The organism is Streptococcus oralis (assembly GCF_026782375.1).
Lineage (GTDB): Bacteria > Bacillota > Bacilli > Lactobacillales > Streptococcaceae > Streptococcus > Streptococcus oralis_CL.
This window is the reverse complement of sequence record NZ_JAKUWJ010000001.1, coordinates 1,133,799-1,154,445: the sequence shown is the minus strand read 5'-3', so window position 1 is coordinate 1,154,445 and position 20,647 is coordinate 1,133,799. Positions and strand designations below refer to the sequence as shown.

The window sequence follows — 20,647 nt, the reverse complement described above, 5'->3', positions numbered from 1 at the left end:
TTTTCTAGAGACTTTTTTTGTACTTCAAAAAAATTTTCAAAAAATAGTCAAATTTGGTCAAAAATCTATTGACTTTTGCTGACCAATGTGATATAGTAGAAACATAAGGAAAATGAATTCCTTAAATAGCTCACTTTCAAGAAATTAGTCTTTGAGAATGAGCTATAGAATCCCAAGAAAGGGGTGAAGCCTATGTTTAATCTAACAGACTTTGAAAAGAAGATGATAAAAGGCTTATTTAAAAAAAGAAAAACCAGAAATTATACGTAGAGTAGTTAGTTGGCTAGTCTAAAATTTTTAAAACAAAGGTCAAAGATAGTCAATATCAGAGATTGCAAATAATAAACAATAAACGAGGTAAAAAATATGAACAACAACTTTAATAACTTTAACAACATGGATGATTTATTTAACCAATTGATGGGTGGTATGCGAGGATATAGTTCTGAAAACCGTCGCTACTTGATAAATGGACGAGAAGTGACACCTGAGGAATTTGCTCAGTATCGTGCAACGGGGAAATTACCAGGAAATGCAGAATCTGATGCGCAAATGCAACAACACGCTTTAGGTATGAAACAAGACGGTGTCCTTGCTAAACTAGGTCGTAACTTGACGGCGGAAGCTCGTGAGGGCAAGTTGGATCCTGTTATCGGACGAAACAAGGAAATTCAAGAAACATCTGAAATCCTCTCACGTCGTACCAAGAACAATCCTGTACTGGTCGGAGATGCAGGTGTTGGTAAGACAGCCGTTGTCGAAGGTCTAGCGCAAGCAATTGTGAACGGAGATGTTCCAGCTGCTATTAAGAATAAGGAAATCATTTCCATTGATATCTCAGGTCTCGAGGCTGGTACTCAATACCGTGGTAGCTTTGAAGAAAACGTTCAAAACTTAGTCAATGAAGTGAAAGAAGCAGGAAATATTATTCTCTTCTTTGATGAAATTCACCAAATCCTCGGTGCTGGTAGCACTGGTGGAGATAGTGGATCTAAAGGGCTTGCGGATATTCTCAAGCCAGCTCTCTCCCGTGGTGAGTTGACCGTTATTGGGGCAACAACTCAAGACGAATACCGTAACACTATCTTAAAGAATGCAGCTCTTGCTCGTCGTTTCAACGAAGTGAAGGTCAATGCTCCTTCAGCAGAGGATACTTTTAAAATCCTTCAAGGAATTCGTGACCTCTATCAACAACACCACAATGTTATCTTGCCAGATGAAGTCTTGAAAGCAGCAGTGGATTATTCAATCCAATACATTCCTCAACGCAGCTTGCCTGATAAGGCTATCGACCTTGTCGATGTAACGGCTGCTCACTTGGCAGCTCAACATCCAGTAACAGATGTTCATGCTGTTGAACGTGAAATTGAGGCAGAAAAAGACAAGCAAGAAAAAGCAGTTGAGGCAGAAGACTTTGAAGCGGCTCTTAATGCTAAAACTCGCATTGCAGAATTGGAGAAAAAAGTCGAAAACCACACAGAAGACATGAAAGTGACTGCAAGCATTAACGATGTGGCTGAATCGGTGGAACGAATGACTGGTATTCCAGTGTCTCAAATGGGAGCATCAGACATCGAACGTTTGAAAGATATGGCCCATCGCTTGGAACACAAGGTAATCGGCCAAGACAAGGCGGTAGAAGCGGTAGCTCGTGCTATCCGTCGTAACCGTGCTGGTTTTGATGAAGGCAATCGCCCAATCGGTAGCTTCCTCTTTGTAGGTCCAACTGGGGTTGGTAAGACAGAACTTGCTAAACAATTAGCACTGGATATGTTTGGAACTAAGGATGCCATCATTCGTTTGGATATGTCTGAATACAGTGACCGAACAGCTGTCTCTAAGCTGATCGGTACAACAGCCGGTTATGTGGGGTATGATGACAATAGCAATACCTTGACAGAACGAGTTCGTCGTAATCCATACTCTATCATTCTCTTGGATGAGATTGAAAAGGCTGATCCTCAAGTAATCACCCTTCTACTCCAAGTCTTGGATGATGGTCGTTTGACTGATGGTCAAGGAAATACAGTGAACTTCAAGAACACTGTCATTATCGCGACATCAAATGCTGGATTTGGTTATGAAGCCAACTTGACAGAAGATGCGGATAAACCAGAATTGATGGATCGTTTGAAACCATTCTTCCGTCCAGAGTTCCTTAACCGCTTTAACGCAGTTATCGAGTTCTCACACTTAAATAAGGAAGATCTTTCTAAGATTGTGGACTTGATGTTGGCTGAGGTCAACCAAACTTTGGCTAAGAAAGACATTGATTTGGAAGTCAGCCAAGCAGCTAAGGACTTTATCACAGAAGAAGGCTATGACGAAGTTATGGGTGTTCGTCCTCTCCGTCGCGTGGTTGAACAACAAATCCGTGATAAGGTGACGGACTTCCACTTGGATCATCTAGATGCCAAACATTTGGAAGCAGATATGGAAGATGGCGTTTTGGTCATTCGAGAAAAAGCCTAACTCAAGATTTTGAGAATAAAAAAAAGAAGGAACTAGCTAAAAGCTGGTTCCTTTTTGTGTTTAGATGACATGGCGTTCAAAGGCATCATCTGAAATACCTTGTTCCAGGATGAGTTTAGCCCATTCTTTAGCAGAAAAGAGGCTGTGGTCCTTGTAGTTTCCACAAGATTCTATGGTAGTCCCAGGGACATCTTCCCAAGTAGTAGTTTCAGCAATTTCCTTTAGAGAATCCTTGATAACAGCTGCAATTTCAGCGCTGGTATGACGTCCCCACATAATCATGTGGAAACCAGTACGGCAACCAAACGGCGAACAGTCAATCATACCGTCAATGCGGGTACGGATGAGTTTGGCTAAGAGGTGCTCGATGGTGTGAAGGCCAGCGGTAGGGATAGAGTCCTCATTTGGCTGTACCAAGCGGATATCAAAGTTGGAGATGACATCTCCCTTTGGCCCTGTTTCTTCCCCAATCAAGCGAACATAGGGTGCTTTAACAATGGTGTGGTCTAGTTCAAAACTTTCGACAATAACTTCTTTTGACATGGTAAATCCTTTCAGTTTTCTTCTCTTATTATAACATAAAGCCAGCTATTGAAACAGAGAGAAAACCTCTCCGAGGGTGGAGAGGTTTGAACCTTTACTTACGATACAAGCGATCGTATTGGTAGTATGGGTCAAAGGTTACGTTGATACCTAGCTTGCGAAGGACATTCTTATCTTCGTCTGTCAAGATGATGGTAGAGTGGGCTTCGCTTCCTTTGAGGTTCCCCAGTTCCTCCATTGCACGTGCGGCGTCAGGATTTTCCATAGCTGTGATTGCAAGTGCGATGAGAATTTCATTTGAGTGCAGGCGCGGATTACGGCTGCCTAGATGATTGATTTTAAGACCTTGGATTGGTTTGACAACTTCAGGCTCGATTAATTTCACTTCCTTAGCGATGTCAGCTGATTTTTTGATGGCATTGATCAAGGCAGCAGCTGTTGGACCAAAGAGTTCTGAGTTTTTACCAGTGACAATGTCGCCAGATGGCAATTCGAGAGCTAGGGCAGGTCCGCCAGTTTCTTCCGCTTTTTGACGTGCTGCGACAGCAACCTTACGGTCTGCAGGTATGATACCGAGGTCGTTCATGAGAAGTTCAATCTTCTTGACAGCAGATTCCCCAACTTTTTCAGCCTTGAAGTCAAGAACTGTTTGATAGTAACGGCGGATGATTTCTTGTTTAGAAGCTTCGATAGCAGCCTCATTATCTGTAATAGCAAAACCAACCATGTTGACACCCATGTCTGTCGGTGAAGCGTATGGAGATTCACCGAGAATGCGTTCCAACATACGTTTAAGCACTGGGAAAATTTCGATATCACGGTTGTAATTGACCGTTGTTTCTCCATAGGTTTGGAGATGGAAAGGGTCAATCATATTGACATCGTCTAGGTCTGCTGTAGCAGCCTCGTAGGCCAAGTTGACAGGGTGATGAAGGGGCAGATTCCAGACTGGGAAGGTTTCAAACTTAGCGTAACCAGACTTGATGCCATTGAGTTGGTCGTGGTACATATTGGACATACAAGTTGCCAATTTTCCAGAACCAGGTCCAGGAGCAGTTACGACAATCAAGTTGCGACTGGTTTTGATGTAGTCGTTTTTCCCCATACCTTCTGGAGAAATGATGTGGTCCATATCAGTCGGGTATCCTTTAATTGGATAATGGAGATAAGAATCAATTCCATTTTTCTCGAGCTGGTTACGGAAGGCATCTGCAGCGGGTTGACCAGCGTATTGTGTGATGACAACCGAACCAACAAAAATTCCCAGCTCATTGAATTTGTCAATCAAGCGAAGAACTTCTTGGTCATAAGAAATGCCTAGGTCGCCACGTGCTTTGGAATGCTCGATGTTGCTAGCATTAATGGCAATCACAACCTCAACCTGCTCTTTCAACTCTTGCAAGAGCTTGATCTTGTTGTCAGGCTCATAACCAGGCAGTACACGAGCAGCGTGGAAATCTTCTAACATTTTGCCGCCAAACTCTAGGTAAAGCTTGCCGTCAAATTGGTTAATGCGCTCCAAAATGTGGTCGCGTTGTAGATTTAAATATTGTTCAGAACTAAAAGCTTGTTTTTTCATTTTTTTACCTCTGACCTCTATTATATAAAAAAAATGGGAGTTAGGAAACTACGGAGCTAAAAAAGAAATCAAAAAGATTAGGCAAACGCTTGCACAAAGTTTAAAAAAGCGCTATCATAGACTATAGATTATTAAAATAATGAGGTAAACAGATGCAAGAAAAATGGTGGCACAATGCCGTAGTCTATCAAGTCTATCCAAAGAGTTTTATGGATAGTAATGGAGATGGGATTGGTGATTTGCCAGGAATTACGAGTAAGTTAGACTATCTAGCCAAGCTAGGAATCACAGCAATTTGGCTTTCTCCCGTTTATGACAGTCCTATGGATGATAATGGTTATGATATTGCTGATTATCAAGCGATTGCTGCTATTTTCGGAACCATGGAGGACATGGACCAACTGATCGCAGAAGCTAAGAAGCGTGATATTCGTATCATCATGGACTTGGTGGTCAATCATACCTCGGACGAGCATGCTTGGTTTGTCGAGGCTTGTGAAAATCCTGACAGTCCTGAGCGAGACTACTATATCTGGCGTGATGAGCCCAATGATTTGGAGTCTATCTTTAGTGGGTCTGCTTGGGAATACGATGAAAAGTCGGGTCAATACTATCTCCACTTTTTCAGTAAGAAACAGCCCGATCTCAACTGGGAGAATGAAAAACTGCGCCAGAAAATTTACGAGATGATGAACTTCTGGATTGATAAAGGTATTGGTGGTTTCCGTATGGATGTTATTGACATGATTGGGAAAATTCCTGATGAGAAAGTAGTCAATAATGGTCCTATGCTCCATCCCTATCTCAAGGAAATGAATCAGGCGACCTTTGGCGACAAAGATCTCTTGACAGTGGGAGAAACTTGGGGAGCAACGCCAGAAATTGCCAAGCTTTACTCTGATCCAAAGGGCCAAGAATTGTCTATGGTCTTCCAGTTTGAGCACATCTGTCTTCAGTATCAGGAAGGGCAGCCTAAGTGGCACTACCAAAAAGAGTTAAATGTAGGGAAGTTAAAAGAAATTTTTAACAAATGGCAGACAGAGCTGGGAGTTGAAGACGGCTGGAATTCCCTCTTCTGGAATAACCATGACCTCCCTCGAATCGTCTCTATTTGGGGAAATGACCAAGAATACCGTGAAAAATCTGCTAAAGCCTTTGCAATCCTGCTTCATCTCATGAGAGGGACACCTTATATTTATCAGGGTGAAGAGATTGGAATGACCAACTATCCGTTTGAAACACTGGATCAAGTAGAAGATATTGAATCCCTCAACTATGCGCGTGAAGCTCTTGAAAAAGGCGTTCCGATGGAAGAAATTATGGACAGTATCCGTGTTATTGGTCGTGACAATGCCCGTACTCCAATGCAATGGGATGAGAGCCAAAACGCTGGTTTCTCAACTGGTCAACCTTGGTTGGCAGTTAATCCAAACTACGAAGAAATCAACGTTCAAGAAGCACTAGCAAATCCAGATTCTATTTTTTATACCTACCAAAAACTGGTTCAAATCCGTAAGGAGAACAACTGGCTGATTCGAGCTGATTTTGAATTGCTTGATACGACTGATAAGGTCTTTGCTTATATCCGTAAGGACGGAGACCGTCGCTTCCTAGTTGTGGCTAATTTGTCCAATGAAAAACAAAACTTTTCAGTAGAAGGAAAAGTTAAATCTGTCTTGATTGAAAACACTGTGACTCAAGAAGCAGTTGAAAAACAGGTCTTGGCTCCATGGGATGCTTTCTGTGTGGAACTGGCTGACTAAAATGAACAAACCTCAAGCTTCAAAAGCTTGAGGTTTTTTACTAAAAATTGTATTGAAAAATCTTTAAAAAATATTTGTTAGAATTTTCTAAAAAATTATGCGAAAGCCCTTGCTTTTATAAAAAAATAGGGTATAATGGTGAAAATACTATCTTAAAGGAGATTACTTATGAGATCGAAAAAGTGGCTCTTAGGAGCAGGTGCTGTTTTGAGTGCAGCCCTTCTGTTAACAGCTTGTGGGCAAGGTGAAAAAAAGGCTGATGCTCCCAAGACATTTTCATATGTCTACGCTATGGATCCATCATCTTTGGACTACAGCGTGACGAGCAAGAGTTCAACTTCTGACGTTATAGCCAACGTTGTCGATGGCCTTTTGGAAAATGATAAGTATGGAAACTTAATTCCATCACTTGCAGAAGACTGGTCCGTTTCTAAAGATGGTTTGACTTATACCTACAAACTTCGTAAGGGTGTAAAATGGTATACATCTGAAGGAGAAGAGTATGCTGAAGTCAAGGCCAAGGACTTTGTTACTGGTCTGAAACACGCGGCTGATGGCAAATCAGATGGCCTCTCTCTCCTTCAAGATTCTATCAAAGGTTTGGCAGAGTATATCAGTGGAGAAAGCAATGATTTCTCTACTGTAGGAGTTAAGGCTGTTGATGATTACACGGTAGAATACACGCTTAACAAACCAGAAAGTTTCTGGAATTCTAAGGTTACAACTGCTACTATGCTGCCAGTTAATGAAGAATTCTTGAATTCTAAAGGGAGCGACTACGGTGCGCCAACACCATCAAGTATTCTTTATAACGGTCCTTACCTTTTGAAATCATTGACTTCAAAATCAGTCATTGAGTATGAAAAGAATCCAAACTATTGGGACAAGGACAATGTTAAGATTGACAACATCAAACTAACTTTCTATGATGGTTCCGACCAAGAATCCTTGATTCGAAGCTTTACGCAGGGTGCTTATACAACAGCTCGTCTCTTCCCAACAAGCTCAAACTTTGAGTCAACTAAGAAAGAGTACGGAGATAAGATTGTCTATAGTCCCCAAGAAGCGACAAGCTACTATCTCACTGTTAACGTAAATCGCCAGTCTTACAATAAAACAGCCAAAACAGACGAGGCTCAAAAAACATCAACAAAAGAAGCTCTTCTCAACAAAAACTTCCGTCAGGCCTTGAACTTTGCCCTTGATCGCCATTCTTACACGGCTCAGTTGAATGGTGAAGAAGGTGCGGATAAAATTATCCGTAACAGTCTAGTACCTCATGACTATGTTCAAGTAGGTGAAAAGACATTTGGAGAGTTGGCACAAGCAGAGCTGGTTTCTTACGGAGACCAATGGAAAGATGTAGCCCTTACTGATGGTAAGGATACGCTTTACAGTCCTGGAAAAGCCAAGGCAGCCTTTGCAAAGGCTAAGGCAGAATTGCAGGCTAAGGGTGTGACCTTCCCAATCCGTTTGGATGTTCCAGTTGAGCAGACTGATGTCATTGCCGTTCAACAGACGAACTCACTCAAGCAGTCTATCGAATCAACACTGGGTACGGAGAATGTCATTGTCGATGTCCTTCAAATGACCGATAATGAGAAAATAAGCATTACTTCTCAAGCTAAGGTTCCAGCACAAAAAGACTACGACTTGAATGGAACTGGTTGGGGACCAGACTATCAAGACCCAGCTACCTACCTAAACATTCTTGATGCTAAGAAGGGTTCTGCCCTTAAACACTTGGGTATCACTCGTGGAAAAGATCCAGAAGTGATGGCTCAAGTCGGTCTAGACGAATACAAGAAACTCTTGGATGATGCCGCAGCTGAAACAAGCGACCTCAATAAGCGTTACGAAAAATACGCTAAAGCTCAAGCCTGGGTATCTGATAGTTCGCTCTTGATCCCAGTTGCTTCTTCAGGTGGTTCTCCAACGGTTAGCCGTACTGTACCATTCACAAAAGCATACTCTCAAGTCGGAATCAAGGGAGATCCATTTGTGTTCAAAGGTTTGGAATTGCAAAATGATGTCGTGACTACAAAAGAATACGAAGAAGCTCTCAAGAAATGGCAGAAAGAAAAGATTGAAACAAATGCCAAATACCAAAAAGAGCTAGAAAAACACGTTAAATAATCTATAAGAAAGGAAGGTGCATATTGCTTGCGCTTCCTTTCTTTTTATTTGACTAGGTTCATCATTCATCTATAAAAGAGTCGGAAACTTTACAATTTAGGATAAATTTGATAAAATATATCTATGTTATAAAAAGTGACACAAAGGGGTAGAGGATGAACATGAAAAAAAGACTCATCGGAACTGGTCTTGTCCTAGCGACAGGAATTTTACTGACAGCTTGTGGACAGTCAAATACTGATACAAGCACTTTCTCATCAACATTTAGTGCAAATCCGACGACATTTAACTATCTTTTAGACTATTATGCAGATAACACTTCAGTGATTACCAATCTTGTGGATGGTTTGCTAGAAAATGATAGCTATGGGAATCTAACGCCAGCTCTAGCTGAAGATTGGTCAGTTTCGGCGGATGGTTTAACCTATATCTATAAACTCAGAAAAGATGCCAAGTGGTACACTGCTGATGGAGAAGAGTACGCTCTAGTCAAAGCCCAAGACTTTGTCACTGGGATTAAGTATGCTGCGGACAACAAGGGTCAAGCCATGGATCTCATCCAAAACTCTATCAAGGGATTGAATGACTATGTGACAGGTGCGACCAATGACTTCACAACAGTTGGTGTGAAAGCCTTGGATGACTATACGGTTGAGTACACTTTGACTCGACCAGAGCCCTACTGGAACTCAAAGACAACCAACAGTATCCTTTTCCCGGTTAACGAAGAGTTTTTGAAATCAAAGGATAAAGAATTTGGAACCTTGACGCCAAACAGCATCCTTTACAATGGACCTTACTTGTTAAAAGATTTCACATCAAAATCTTCAATCGAGTATGTGAAGAATCCTAACTACTATGATCATGAGAAAGTCACCATTGAAAAAGTTAAATTGGCTTACTTTGATGGCTCTGATCAGGAGATGACCATTCGAAACTTTGAAAGTGGCGCCTATACGCTTGCGGGAGTCTATCCAAATAGCTCGAGCTATGCCAAGACAAAAGAAAAATACCAAGACAATATCGTTTATAGCTTGCAAGACAAGACTTCTTGGTACTTCAACTTTAACGTTAACCGAAAAGCCTATAACCATACTGCAAAAACCTCAGATCAACAAAAGAAATCAACGCAAACAGCGATTTTGAATAAAAATTTCCGTCAGGCCTTGAACTTTGCCATCGATCGAACAGCCTACTCTGCTCAATCTAACGGGCAAGAAGCAGGAAGTAAGACCCTTCGTAATACCCTTGTTCCCCCGACATTTGTGCAGGTGGGAGATAAGAGCTTTGGAGAAGTGGTTTCTTCTAAACTTGTTCAGTATGGAACAGAGTGGTCAGGAATCAACTTGGCGGATGCCCAAGACGGTTACTTCAACAAGGAAAAAGCCCAAGCCAAATTTGCGGAAGCTAAAAAGGAATTGGAAGCCCAAGGGGTGACCTTCCCGATTCATTTGGATATCCCAGTTGATCAAACCAATAAAAATGCGGTTTCTGGTATGAATTCGGTTAAACAGACACTTGAAACAGTACTAGGTTCTGATAATGTCGTTATTGATGTTCAGCAACTTTCAACGGATGACTTTGGGAATGTTGCTTTCCTAGCACCAAATCCAGCAGCTCGTGACTACGACCTAAACTTGGATGGCTGGGTTGGTGATTACCAAGATCCGTCAACTTATCTGGATCCATTTAATGCCGAAGATGGTTTTTATCTCAAAATTTTCGGTTTAGATGCTAAGGAAGACCAAGAACTCATCAAGAGTCTAGGACTTGATACCTATACGAAACTTTTAAAAGAAGCAGACGCTGAGAATCAAGATGTTGCTAAGCGTTATGAAAAATACGCTGAAGCTCAAGCTTGGATGATTGATAATTCTCTGATCATGTCTACGATGTCAAATGGTGCTACAGCCTCTGTGACCAAAGTAACTCCCTTTACACGTGCCTATTCTCTAGTGGGAATCAAAGGTGATGGAAATAACTACAAGTACATGAGACTGCAAAAAGATCCTGTTACCAAGAAACAATTTGATGAAGCTAAGGCTAAGTGGGAAGAAGAAAGTAAAAAGGCTATTGAAAAGAGTCAAAAAGAATTTTTAAACCACGTTAAATAAAAATGAAAGACAAGCTGGCAAGATAAAATGCCCTTGTCTTTTTAATTTGTCATCGAGAAATGAAGTTAGTATACTTTTAAAGTAAATAAAGCATATAGAAGTGAATGAAAACGCTGAGAATGGTGGGAATAATTGGAATTTCTTTCATAATTGTGATATAATAATCCTAATTATTAACGTATAGGGGATTAATATGAATAGACGTTCAAAGAGAACTCGTTCTGGCAACATGAAACGAAATATTAACATAGTCTTATTAACCATTTATCTATTGTTGGGTGGTTTTTTGCTATTCTTGATTTTTAGACACAACATTTTAGCTTTTAGATACCTGAATATTATTTCTGCAGTTCTCGTTTTATTAGCTGCTTTAGTAGGACTACTGCTGATTGTTTATAAAAAAGCTGAGAAGTTTACGGTCTTCTTTTTGACGCTTGCCATCTTAGTTAGTTCATTTTCTCTCTATGCTTTGCAACAGTTTGTCGGTTTTACCAATCATATCAATTCGACGTCAAATTACTCTGAGTATTCGATTAGTGTGGTCGTTTTGAAAGATAGTGAGATCGATAATGTGACCCAACTAGATACGGTTACGGGGCCAACAGAGACAGACAATGACAATATTCAAAAGTTATTAGCAGATATTAAGACCAGCCAAAGTAAGGACTTGACAGTTGAGAATGCGACTTCTTACCTAGCAGCTTATAAGAGCCTGCTTTCTGGTGAAACGAAAGCAATCGTCTTAAATAGTGTCTTTGAAAATATTATTGAAGCAGAGTATCCTGACTATGCTTCTAAAATCAAGAAAATATACACTAAAAATTTGATTAAAGAAGTTGCTGCGCCTAAGGTATCGAAGAATAAAGCTTTCAATATTTATGTGAGTGGTATTGATACCTATGGTCCGATTAGCTCAGTTTCACGTTCAGATGTAAATATTTTGATGACGGTGAACCGTGATACCAAAAAAATCCTTCTGACTACAACGCCTCGTGATTCCTATGTTCCGATTGCGGATGGAGGAAACAATCAAAAGGACAAATTGACCCATGCAGGGATTTATGGAGTAGACTCGTCAATTCATACCCTGGAAAACCTATATGGTGTGGATATCAATTACTACGTCCGTTTGAACTTCACTTCTTTTTTGAAGTTGATTGACCTTTTAGGAGGGATTGATGTTTATAATGATCAAGAATTTACCGCACACACTAATGGGAAGTACTATCCAGTAGGAAATGTCCACTTAGATTCTGAGCAGGCTCTGGGATTTGTTCGTGAGCGCTACTCTCTAGCAGATGGAGATCGTGACCGTGGACGAAACCAACAAAAGGTTATTGTAGCTGTTATTCAGAAATTAACATCAACTGAGGCTTTGAAGAACTATGACAATATCATTAAAGGCTTGCAAGATTCTCTTCAAACCAATATGCCTTTGGAAACTATGATGGATCTAGTTAATACTCAGTTAGAGAGTGGAGGAAATTACAAAGTCAACTCTCAAGACTTGAAGGGGACTGGTCGTATGGATCTTCCTTCTTACGCCATGCCAGATAGTAACCTCTACATGATGGAAATCGACGATAGTAGTTTGGCTGCTGCGAAAGCTGCTATCAATGATGTGATGGAGGGGAAGTAGAATGATCGATATTCATTCGCACATCGTTTTTGATGTGGACGATGGTCCAAAGTCGATAGAGGAAAGTAAAAACCTTCTAAGAGAGGCCTATAGTCAAGGAGTGCGAACTATCGTTTCAACATCGCATAGACGAAAAGGAATGTTTGAAACTCCTGAAGAAAAGATCGCAACCAACTTTCTCAAGGTAAGAGAAATGGCTAAGGAAGTTGCTAATGACCTAATCATTGCCTATGGGGCTGAAATCTACTATACTCCGGATGTCGTTGAGAAGTTAGAAAAGAAATTAATCCCCACCCTCAACGATAGTCGCTATGCTTTGATTGAGTTTAGCATGAATACACCCTATCGAGACATGCATAAGGGATTGAGTGATATTCTAATGCTGGGTATTACGCCAGTCATTGCCCACATTGAACGCTATGATGCTTTAGAAAATAATGAAAAGCGCGTGCAAGAGTTGATTGACATGGGGTGTTACACTCAAGTCAATAGTTCTCATGTCTTGAAACCTAAACTCTTCGGAGAAACTTATAAATTCATGAAAAAGAGAGCTCAGTATTTTTTAGAGCGTGACCTCGTTCATGTAATCGCTAGTGATATGCACAACTTGGATCATAGACCGCCTCATATGGAAGAAGCCTATGATATCATTGCCAAAAAATACGGTGAAAACAAGGCCAAGGAACTCTTTAAAGAGAACCCAAGAAAAATCATAATGGATCAACTAATTTAGGAGAAAAAATGAAAGAAAAGAATATTATGGAAATTGATGTATTCCACTTGTTAAAAATTCTATGGAAACGAAAATTGCTGATTGTCTTGGTAGCATTCGTGACAGGGTCAGTAGCATTTGCTTACAATAGTTTTATTGTGAAACCAGAGTTTACCAGTACTACCCGCATTTATGTGGTCAACCGTAATCAGGGAGATAAGCCTGGTTTGACCAACCAAGACTTGCAAGCGGGATCATACTTGGTAAAAGACTATCGTGAAATCATTCTCTCGCAAGACGTTTTAGAAAAAGTTGCGACTGATTTGAAACTAGATCTCCCTCCAAAAGGTCTAGCTGGTAAAATCAAGGTAACGGTTCCAGTGGATACGCGTATTGTTTCTATCTCTGTTACTGATCGTGCACCTGAGGAAGCGAGCCGTATCGCTAACTCATTGAGAGAGGTTGCTGCTCAAAAAATCATCAGTGTCACGCGAGTTTCAGATGTGACAACGCTTGAAGAAGCGCGTCCTGCAACATCCCCATCGTCTCCAAATATCCGTCGCAATACCATGGTTGGATTTCTTGCTGGAGCGGTTGTAATGGTTGTTACGGTTCTCCTAGTTGAACTCTTAGATACACGAGTGAAACGTCCAGAAGATATCGAAGATGTGATGCAAATTGCGCTATTGGGAGTAGTTCCAAATTTGGATAAATTGAAATAGGAGAGAGAGATGCCAACATTAGAGATTGTACAAAAAAAATTAGATTTGGCAAGAAAAGCTGAAGAGTATTACAATGCTCTTCGCACGAATATTCAACTGAGTGGGAATAACTTGAAAGTAATTTCGATCACGTCTGTGAAACCGGGTGAAGGGAAGTCAACTACTTCTACAAATATTGCTTGGGCCTTTGCGCGTGCGGGCTATAAGACGCTGTTAATCGATGCCGATATTCGTAATTCTGTCATGTCAGGTGTTTTTAAATCGCGCGAGAAGATTACTGGGCTAACAGAGTTCTTATCTGGGACGACAGACCTATCACAAGGGCTATGTGATACCAATGTTGAAAACTTGTTTGTTATTCAAGCGGGTTCTATATCACCAAACCCAACAGCCTTGCTACAAAGTGAAAATTTTGCAACCATGCTTGATACCTTGCGTAAGTACTTTGATTACATCATTGTGGATACGGCGCCAATCGGAGTTGTTATTGATGCGGCCATCATTACTCAGAAATGTGATGCTTCTGTTTTGATAACCGCTGTGGGAGAAGCAAATCGAAGAGATGTTCAAAAGGCTAAAGGACAACTAGAGCAAACAAGCAAACCTTTCTTAGGAATTGTACTCAATAAATTGAATACCTCTGTTGAAAAATATGGTTCCTACGGTGCCTATGGCTCTTACGGAAATTATGGGAGAAAATAGGGGCTCTTGTAGTTTAAAAATTTTCTGAGGATGTTATTACAAGGGGGAGTTTAGGTGAAACAAAATAATATCATCTATTTTTGTTTTAAAAGATTTATGGATGTAATTATCGGCTTGTGTGGAACAATATTTATTGTGTTACCCTGTTTTCTAATCATCTTTTCAATCTACAAGATTAAAGGATATAAAGGAAGTATATTTTTTACACAATATAGAGCAGGTCTCAGAGGGAAAAAATTTAAAATCATTAAGTTTAGATCAATGGTCGAAAATGCAGAAGAAATTCTGATTTCGAATAAGGAGCTTTATGAAAAATATAAAAACAATAGCTATAAATTGCCACCAAACGAGGATCCACGGCTTACAAATATTGGAGATTTTATAAGAAGAACAAGTATTGATGAAGTTCCTCAGTTTATAAATTTGGTACTAGGTGATATGAGTCTTATTGGGCCAAGGCCAATTCTTGAAAATGAACTAGATGAATATTCTAAGGAAGAGCAGGAAGTTTTATTGTCTGTTCGTCCTGGAATTACGGGGATATGGCAAGTTTCAGGTAGGAGTCAAGTATATTATCCTGAACGTTGTGAGATGGAATTGTATTATCCTAGAAATCAGTCTTTATGGCTAGACATCAAAATTTTCTTTTTGACTATTAGAAGAGTGTTATCCGGTGACGGAGCTCATTGAGAATTCAAGCTGAGTCAGTATGAAGTGGAATATATAAAGATAAAATTGAATACAAAAAGGATATCTTTGGTATTCAATTTTATCTTTTTGGGTCAGGATAGTTTTAGTGAAAATCTATTTTGGCTGGATATTTTTTAATAGAGAATGATTACAATTTTGATTAAAAGGTAGTTGAGCTAGTTATGGATGAAGGGAATTGAATTAGGATATAGAAATGTCTAAAACGTATAGAATCATAGTTGCAACACATAAACAATTTCAAATGCCAGAGGATAAGGACTTGTATATCCCTATCCAAGTTGGTAGTGAGGGTAAGGAAGATTTAGGTTATCAACCAGATAATCAAGGAGTCCATATTTCTCACCTTAATCCTTATTATTGTGAATTAACAGGATTATATTGGGCTTGGAAAAATTTAGAATGTGATTATCTTGGATTGGTACATTACCGTAGATATTTCACATCAAAACGACACTCATATAGAGAAGCAATTAGTATGGATGATATTATTCTTTCAAAGTCAGAAGTTAAAAACTTGCTGTCAAAATACGATGTTGTCGTTCCTAAAAAACGGAAATATTATATTGAAACGCTATACTCTCACTATGCACATACTCACGATGCCAATCATTTAGACGTGACACGTCAGATTGTTAGCGAGTTGAGACCGGATTATATCGATGCTTTTGATCAGGTCATGAAACAACGCAGTGGCTATATGTTCAATATGTTTATCATGTCCAAAGAAAATGTAGCAGCCTATTGTGAATGGTTGTTCCCAATTATCGATGAACTCTATAGAAGATTGGACATTACAGACTATTCTGCTTTTGACGCTAGATTATTTGGTCGTATCAGTGAACGCTTGTTCAATGTTTGGTTGGCAAAACAAGATTTGCGGGTAAAAGAGATTCCGTTCATTTATATGGAAAAAATTGATTTGATTCAAAAAGGGAAGTCCTTTTTACAAGCAAAATTCTTTGGAAAAAAATATGGACAGAGTTTTTAGATAGGGATGAATAATAAGAATGAAATTAGTACTAAAAATAAAATCTGTACCAGAACTTTTGGCTCTTGTTGCTTTAGGGATATTTTTAACGGTTTCGATATTAAATGTAACTTTTTATGCTCGGTATCTGCCTGGAACAGTTTATAAATTAGCGATAGCTTTTTCCCTCTTTCTTTTGGTTATAAAAGAGTCGTTTAAGAGAAAATATGATTATAGAACTCTCATTGGTTTGTTTGCAACGATTTTAATTTATTTTATAGTGGGGAAAATAACAGCTCTCAGTTCAGAACTTCCTGTAAGTATATTATTTATTTATACTTTACGAGATATTCCCTTTAAGAAGGTGGCGAAAACATCATTAGTCGTTAGTATGTGCCTGTTGTTTTTTGTTATCATAAGCGCAAGATTAGGAATCATAACGAACTATGTAGAAATTTCTGGTCCTCGAGTGCGGACCTACCTAGGTTTTAGATATGCTCTATTTCCTTCGATTTTACTGATGAATATAGTTGCTATTGTGTTTTATTTAAAGCAAAACAAAATCCATTACTGGCAATGGTTACTGTTGGCTCTTTCTGTTTATTGGGTATATGATCAAACGGATTCTCGTTTAACATTTTATAGTTCCTGTGTATTGCTGACATGCAGTTTGTTAATAAAATGGTTTCCGAAACTATTTTCAAAGTTAGGATATGTGTTTAAAGCTTTTAAACCAACCTTTATTGTAAATGCAGTTATTAGTTTTTGGATCTCCGTTACCTATCTCAATTCAAGTCATTCTTTTATCAATGATCTTCTTTTTAAAGTGAATCATATGTTAGGTGGTCGGATATACTTGGCTAATAAATCTTTAAATCTCTATGGTTTTGGATTTTTTGGACGACCAGTTTACTGGAATGGGAATGGTCTGACTGTTGAAGGTGTTAGAAACTATCAGACCTATCTGTATGTGGACAATTTGTACGTCCAAATTTTACAGAGATTTGGCCTACTCATCCTGGGATTAATGGTCTCAGTTCTATCTTTGACACTACTTAAAGTCATTAAGAAACGCCAGTGGATTCTTGCTCTGATTTTGATATTAATGAGTTTTCACTCTATGGTTGATGATTTGAATTTGTATCTTCATAACAATATTTTTTGGATATTGGTAGGTGTTTTAATAAACCCGGATTATCAGTTTTCTGATGAAAGCGATGAAGATCTAGGGGGACGTTCGTCTGAAAGAATTGTATAGTGAAATGGTAAGAAGTATTTAACAAGAACTTAAAAGAGCATGGACTGGGACGACGGTTTTATTTCGATTTATATAGGAGGAAAGTATGGCGGATATCAAAATCATTCAAGATAAGATTTTATCTATTTTGAAAGAGTTTATTAATATTTGCGAAGAAAATAACCTAACCTACTATGCTCTAGGTGGGACTTTACTAGGTGCTGTTCGTCATCAAGGTTTTATTCCTTGGGATGATGACATTGATATTGGAATGCCCAGGGAAGATTATGAAAAGTTCAAAAAAATAGCTTCAAATGTCTTGCCAGAAAACTACAAGTTTTTAAGCGAAGATGCATTAAATTACAAAAAAGCTTTCTCTGTTATCCGAGATGATTCTACAAAAATCATCATGAATTATAGTAAAGAAGAATTGGTAGAGAGTTTGTGGATAGACATTTTTCCGTTGGATGGTATGCCCTCCAATGTTTTAAAGAAAAAAATTCATTCTTTGAGATACTTGAATGCAAGGATGATGGTTCAACTCTCGCAATTCAATAGTTTGGTGAATCAGAAAAAAGAAAATCGGCCATTCATTGAAAAGATAATTATTGCTTTTGCAAATGCTGTTAATATTGAGAAAATTATTTCCTTTACCTGGGCTCAGAAAAAATATTTACAAACGATAAAAAAATATTCGTTTGATGAAGCTTATGCAGGAAATTATACGGGAGCTTACAAATTAAAAGAGATAGTACCAAGTGATTACTTTGGAGAACCAGTCCTGTTACAGTTTGAAGATCTTAAACTTTGTTGTCCTTGTAAATATAAAGAATATCTAACAGCCATTTACGGAGCGAATTATATGCAATTGCCTCCAGAAGACAAAAGGACTCTTCACCACTACGAGATTATATCACTGGGTGAAAATGAAGGGGAAGTGTAGTTTAAAGATGAAAAAAATCGCTTTAGTGAAATGGAGTATCGATAGAACAGATGGAGGCCTGAAAGTAGCAACCAGCCTTGCAAATGAATTATCAACTATGTATGAAGTTCATCTCCTCTCGATGATTTCTACAGAAAATAATTTCTTCTCGCTGAAACAATCAGTTCGATACAAAAATTTATCACCAAAGAAAATATCCATGAGTAAAAATTTTCTCGATGCAGTCAAGTTGTTGAGAAACTATCTGAAAGAAGAGAACATTGATATTGTTTTTGGAATCGGAATGAGTATGAATACAGTTGGTGTAGCAAGCACAATTGGTTTGAAAACAAAATTTGTTTCCTGCGACCATACAAATTCTATAGTAGATATTGATACTAAAGTTAAGAAGATACAAAGGTATATTGGAGCGAAATTTGCTGATAAACTCGTGAGCCTTACTCAAGAAGACCGTGAAAATTATATAAAAAAATACGGTGTTTCTGAGGAAAGAATTTGCTACATCTATAATTGGAAAGAGGCTGCTCTTTCAGATGTATCCTATAATAAAAAATCAACTAAAATTGTGACTGTGGGCCGTTTCGATTATCAAAAAGGATATGACTATCTTGTTCAAGTCGCGAAAAAAGTGTTAGCGAAAAGGTCTGACTGGATTTGGGAAATCTACGGTTCCGGAAGTCAAGATGAAGTGGACAAAATCAGAAATTTAATCAACGAAAATGATTTACAGGATAAGTTAGTCATCAAAGGGCTTGAAAAAAATCAGGATTTGATTTATGGAGATAAAGGGATTTATGTCATGACATCTCGCTATGAAGGTCTACCTCTAGTTCTACTGGAAGCACAACAATACAATCTTCCTATAGTTAGCTTTAGTTGTCCGACAGGACCGAACGAAATTGTTGAAGATGGAGTTAATGGCTATCTGGTTGAGTGTTATGATACGGACAAGTTGAGTGAAAAATTGCTTGAGCTGATGGAAGATTCGAACTTGCGAAGTTCCTTCTCCAATCATGCCAAGGATAATATGGATAAATTCGATAAGGAAAAAATTCTCAAGCAGTGGATTGAACTAATTGAGACGATTTATGAGATAAGATGAAGGATTGTTTATTAACAATTGTAATGCCCAGTTGTAATATTCAGGAGTACATTTCAAAAGGGCTGGAGTCTTTTCAACAAGTGCTTCCGAATTATAAAAATAAATTTGAAGTACTGGTTGTCATGGATGGTCAATAATTCGGAAAGGTCGTTAAAGGAGCTATAAGGTAAAATTGAGCAAAGCTCATATAAATACGTTCCTACGAAAAAATTGACGGATTGTCTTACTTAAATTATAGGACTAACTTTGCTTTGGGAATAATTTTTAATCCGATTTTGAAGAAATACTCTGAAAAGAAAGAAAAAGAGAGGGGCGTTTAAGATGTTTATCAGCATCGTTGTTCCTGTTTATAATGTTGCAGACTATCTGCATTTTGCGATAGAAAGCTTAATTAAACAGACCTATCAAAACTTTGAGATAATCCTTGTAAATGATGGTTCCACAGATAATTCTCCTATATTATGCGAAGATTATGCAAAGCAATATGAAAATATCCATGTTTTCCACAAAGAAAATGGTGGATTATCTGATGCACGTAACTTTGGAGTGGCAAAAGCCAACTCAGACTGGATTTTCTTTTTAGATCCGGATGATTATCTTGAAGAATATACTCTAGAGTTAATCGTGAAAATTCAGGAAACACATCAAGCAGACTTGATTTCAACAAAGGTAAAAGCTACTTCAAAATATAATGCTTATACTTCTTATCGATTGCAAGACTCAGACTATAAAGATTTGGCTCCGATTACAAAAGAAAAGGCTCTGGAACTAATGTTGGATGACAAAGTTGCAACGGTTTCTGCTTGTGCTAAGCTTTATCGGAAATGTATCTTGGAACGCGTTCCATTTCCAGTCGGGAAAATCTATGAGGATTTTTATGTTGTAGCAGAACATCTTGCCTTAGCTGAAAGAATCGTGATCAGTCCACTTGAAACCTACAATTACTATCGTAGGGAAGGGAGTATAGTTCGTTCAACATTTACTGAAAAAAGATATGATTTCTTTGAAGCTGTTGCAAAAAATGAGGAAGTTATTAAAAGAGAGTACATTCAGAGTCCAGAATTAAAGCAAGCTTTGCAAGCTAAAAAATTATTAGGTGGTTTTGTAGTAATTGGTGCAAAAGCTGACTCAGGATTAAAAGATTTTTCAAAAGATAAAGAGTTGTTGAGAGTCGAAATGAGTGACTTGTTAAAAAATAGTAAGTTATCATGGAAACTAAAACTAAAATACCTTATTTTTATGTTTAACCCTAAATTGTATTTGTTGCTACGATAGTATCGTGCAGAGATCCAATTTAATTTGCAA

General features: G+C 38.5%; 16 protein-coding genes. 14 read left to right on the top strand and 2 right to left on the bottom strand.

The genetic code is table 11. The features are described from left to right. The first annotated feature begins 366 nt into the window (after positions 1 to 366). Positions 367 to 2,472 (top strand): ATP-dependent Clp protease ATP-binding subunit, encoded by a 2,106-nt coding sequence (locus tag MK409_RS05625; protein WP_268705610.1) that lies wholly within the window; start codon positions 367 to 369, stop codon positions 2,470 to 2,472. A gap of 60 nt (positions 2,473 to 2,532) precedes the next feature. On the opposite strand, the gene MK409_RS05620 is transcribed toward MK409_RS05625, so the two are convergent. Both MK409_RS05620 and MK409_RS05615 read right to left on the bottom strand, forming a co-directional pair. Then, on the bottom strand, positions 2,533 to 3,015 hold the full coding sequence (locus tag MK409_RS05620) for an S-ribosylhomocysteine lyase (protein WP_000032557.1): 483 nt from the start codon (positions 3,013 to 3,015) through the stop codon (positions 2,533 to 2,535). Between the two features lie 94 nt (positions 3,016 to 3,109). Next, a complete protein-coding gene (locus MK409_RS05615; protein ID WP_268705609.1) occupies positions 3,110 to 4,594 on the bottom strand; it encodes a DUF1846 domain-containing protein in 1,485 nt (494 codons plus the stop codon). Positions 4,595 to 4,746: 152 nt separating this feature from the next. Here MK409_RS05615 and MK409_RS05610 point away from each other — a divergent pair, with 152 nt between their 5' ends. From MK409_RS05610 to MK409_RS05550, 13 genes are all read left to right on the top strand, one after another. Further along, positions 4,747 to 6,357 (top strand): glycoside hydrolase family 13 protein, encoded by a 1,611-nt coding sequence (locus MK409_RS05610; protein WP_268705608.1) that lies wholly within the window; start codon positions 4,747 to 4,749, stop codon positions 6,355 to 6,357. A 168-nt stretch (positions 6,358 to 6,525) separates the two neighbouring features. Beyond that, complete coding sequence (locus tag MK409_RS05605; protein ID WP_268705607.1) at positions 6,526 to 8,493, top strand: peptide ABC transporter substrate-binding protein; 1,968 nt, start codon at positions 6,526 to 6,528, stop codon at positions 8,491 to 8,493. Positions 8,494 to 8,648: 155 nt separating this feature from the next. Further along, positions 8,649 to 10,607 (top strand): peptide ABC transporter substrate-binding protein, encoded by a 1,959-nt coding sequence (locus MK409_RS05600; protein WP_268705606.1) that lies wholly within the window; start codon positions 8,649 to 8,651, stop codon positions 10,605 to 10,607. A 193-nt stretch (positions 10,608 to 10,800) separates the two neighbouring features. After that, entirely contained in the window at positions 10,801 to 12,246 is a 1,446-nt protein-coding gene (locus tag MK409_RS05595; protein ID WP_268705605.1) for an LCP family protein, read from the top strand. A 1-nt stretch (position 12,247) separates the two neighbouring features. Further along, the gene (gene cps4B, locus MK409_RS05590; protein ID WP_268705604.1) at positions 12,248 to 12,979 is read left to right on the top strand and encodes a capsular polysaccharide biosynthesis protein Cps4B; all 732 of its coding nucleotides are present in this window, start codon (positions 12,248 to 12,250) and stop codon (positions 12,977 to 12,979) included. Positions 12,980 to 12,987: 8 nt separating this feature from the next. Beyond that, positions 12,988 to 13,680 (top strand): capsular polysaccharide biosynthesis protein CpsC, encoded by a 693-nt coding sequence (gene cpsC / locus MK409_RS05585; protein WP_268705603.1) that lies wholly within the window; start codon positions 12,988 to 12,990, stop codon positions 13,678 to 13,680. 9 nt (positions 13,681 to 13,689) lie between these two features. Next, positions 13,690 to 14,382, top strand: a complete 693-nt coding sequence (locus tag MK409_RS05580) for a tyrosine-protein kinase (protein ID WP_268705602.1) — start codon at positions 13,690 to 13,692, stop codon at positions 14,380 to 14,382. A gap of 96 nt (positions 14,383 to 14,478) precedes the next feature. Next, positions 14,479 to 15,072, top strand: coding sequence for a sugar transferase (locus tag MK409_RS05575; protein ID WP_096408892.1), 594 nt, complete (start codon positions 14,479 to 14,481; stop codon positions 15,070 to 15,072). Positions 15,073 to 15,286: 214 nt separating this feature from the next. Then, a complete protein-coding gene (locus MK409_RS05570; RefSeq protein ID WP_096408314.1) occupies positions 15,287 to 16,081 on the top strand; it encodes a DUF4422 domain-containing protein in 795 nt (264 codons plus the stop codon). Positions 16,082 to 16,100: 19 nt separating this feature from the next. Beyond that, positions 16,101 to 17,318: a polymerase gene (locus MK409_RS05565; protein ID WP_268705601.1), complete on the top strand. Its 1,218-nt coding sequence runs from the start codon at positions 16,101 to 16,103 to the stop codon at positions 17,316 to 17,318. Between the two features lie 85 nt (positions 17,319 to 17,403). Beyond that, positions 17,404 to 18,240, top strand: a complete 837-nt coding sequence (locus MK409_RS05560; protein ID WP_268705600.1) for a LicD family protein — start codon at positions 17,404 to 17,406, stop codon at positions 18,238 to 18,240. Between the two features lie 7 nt (positions 18,241 to 18,247). Next, positions 18,248 to 19,342 (top strand): glycosyltransferase family 4 protein, encoded by a 1,095-nt coding sequence (locus MK409_RS05555; protein ID WP_268705599.1) that lies wholly within the window; start codon positions 18,248 to 18,250, stop codon positions 19,340 to 19,342. A 321-nt stretch (positions 19,343 to 19,663) separates the two neighbouring features. Further along, entirely contained in the window at positions 19,664 to 20,617 is a 954-nt protein-coding gene (locus MK409_RS05550) for a glycosyltransferase family 2 protein (protein ID WP_268705598.1), read from the top strand. The last annotated feature ends 30 nt before the right edge of the window (positions 20,618 to 20,647 follow it).

Excerpts from the sequence above, each read along its gene's own strand:
- MK409_RS05625 (WP_268705610.1), top strand. The coding sequence starts at position 367 with ATGAACAACAACTTTAATAACTTTAACAACATGGATGATTTATTTAAC.
- MK409_RS05620 (WP_000032557.1), bottom strand. The coding sequence starts at position 3,015 with ATGTCAAAAGAAGTTATTGTCGAAAGTTTTGAACTAGACCACACCATT.
- MK409_RS05615 (WP_268705609.1), bottom strand. The coding sequence starts at position 4,594 with ATGAAAAAACAAGCTTTTAGTTCTGAACAATATTTAAATCTACAACGC.
- MK409_RS05610 (WP_268705608.1), top strand. The coding sequence starts at position 4,747 with ATGCAAGAAAAATGGTGGCACAATGCCGTAGTCTATCAAGTCTATCCA.
- MK409_RS05605 (WP_268705607.1), top strand. The coding sequence starts at position 6,526 with ATGAGATCGAAAAAGTGGCTCTTAGGAGCAGGTGCTGTTTTGAGTGCA.
- MK409_RS05600 (WP_268705606.1), top strand. The coding sequence starts at position 8,649 with ATGAACATGAAAAAAAGACTCATCGGAACTGGTCTTGTCCTAGCGACA.
- MK409_RS05595 (WP_268705605.1), top strand. The coding sequence starts at position 10,801 with ATGAATAGACGTTCAAAGAGAACTCGTTCTGGCAACATGAAACGAAAT.
- cps4B (WP_268705604.1), top strand. The coding sequence starts at position 12,248 with ATGATCGATATTCATTCGCACATCGTTTTTGATGTGGACGATGGTCCA.
- cpsC (WP_268705603.1), top strand. The coding sequence starts at position 12,988 with ATGAAAGAAAAGAATATTATGGAAATTGATGTATTCCACTTGTTAAAA.
- MK409_RS05580 (WP_268705602.1), top strand. The coding sequence starts at position 13,690 with ATGCCAACATTAGAGATTGTACAAAAAAAATTAGATTTGGCAAGAAAA.
- MK409_RS05575 (WP_096408892.1), top strand. The coding sequence starts at position 14,479 with ATGGATGTAATTATCGGCTTGTGTGGAACAATATTTATTGTGTTACCC.
- MK409_RS05570 (WP_096408314.1), top strand. The coding sequence starts at position 15,287 with ATGTCTAAAACGTATAGAATCATAGTTGCAACACATAAACAATTTCAA.
- MK409_RS05565 (WP_268705601.1), top strand. The coding sequence starts at position 16,101 with ATGAAATTAGTACTAAAAATAAAATCTGTACCAGAACTTTTGGCTCTT.
- MK409_RS05560 (WP_268705600.1), top strand. The coding sequence starts at position 17,404 with ATGGCGGATATCAAAATCATTCAAGATAAGATTTTATCTATTTTGAAA.
- MK409_RS05555 (WP_268705599.1), top strand. The coding sequence starts at position 18,248 with ATGAAAAAAATCGCTTTAGTGAAATGGAGTATCGATAGAACAGATGGA.
- MK409_RS05550 (WP_268705598.1), top strand. The coding sequence starts at position 19,664 with ATGTTTATCAGCATCGTTGTTCCTGTTTATAATGTTGCAGACTATCTG.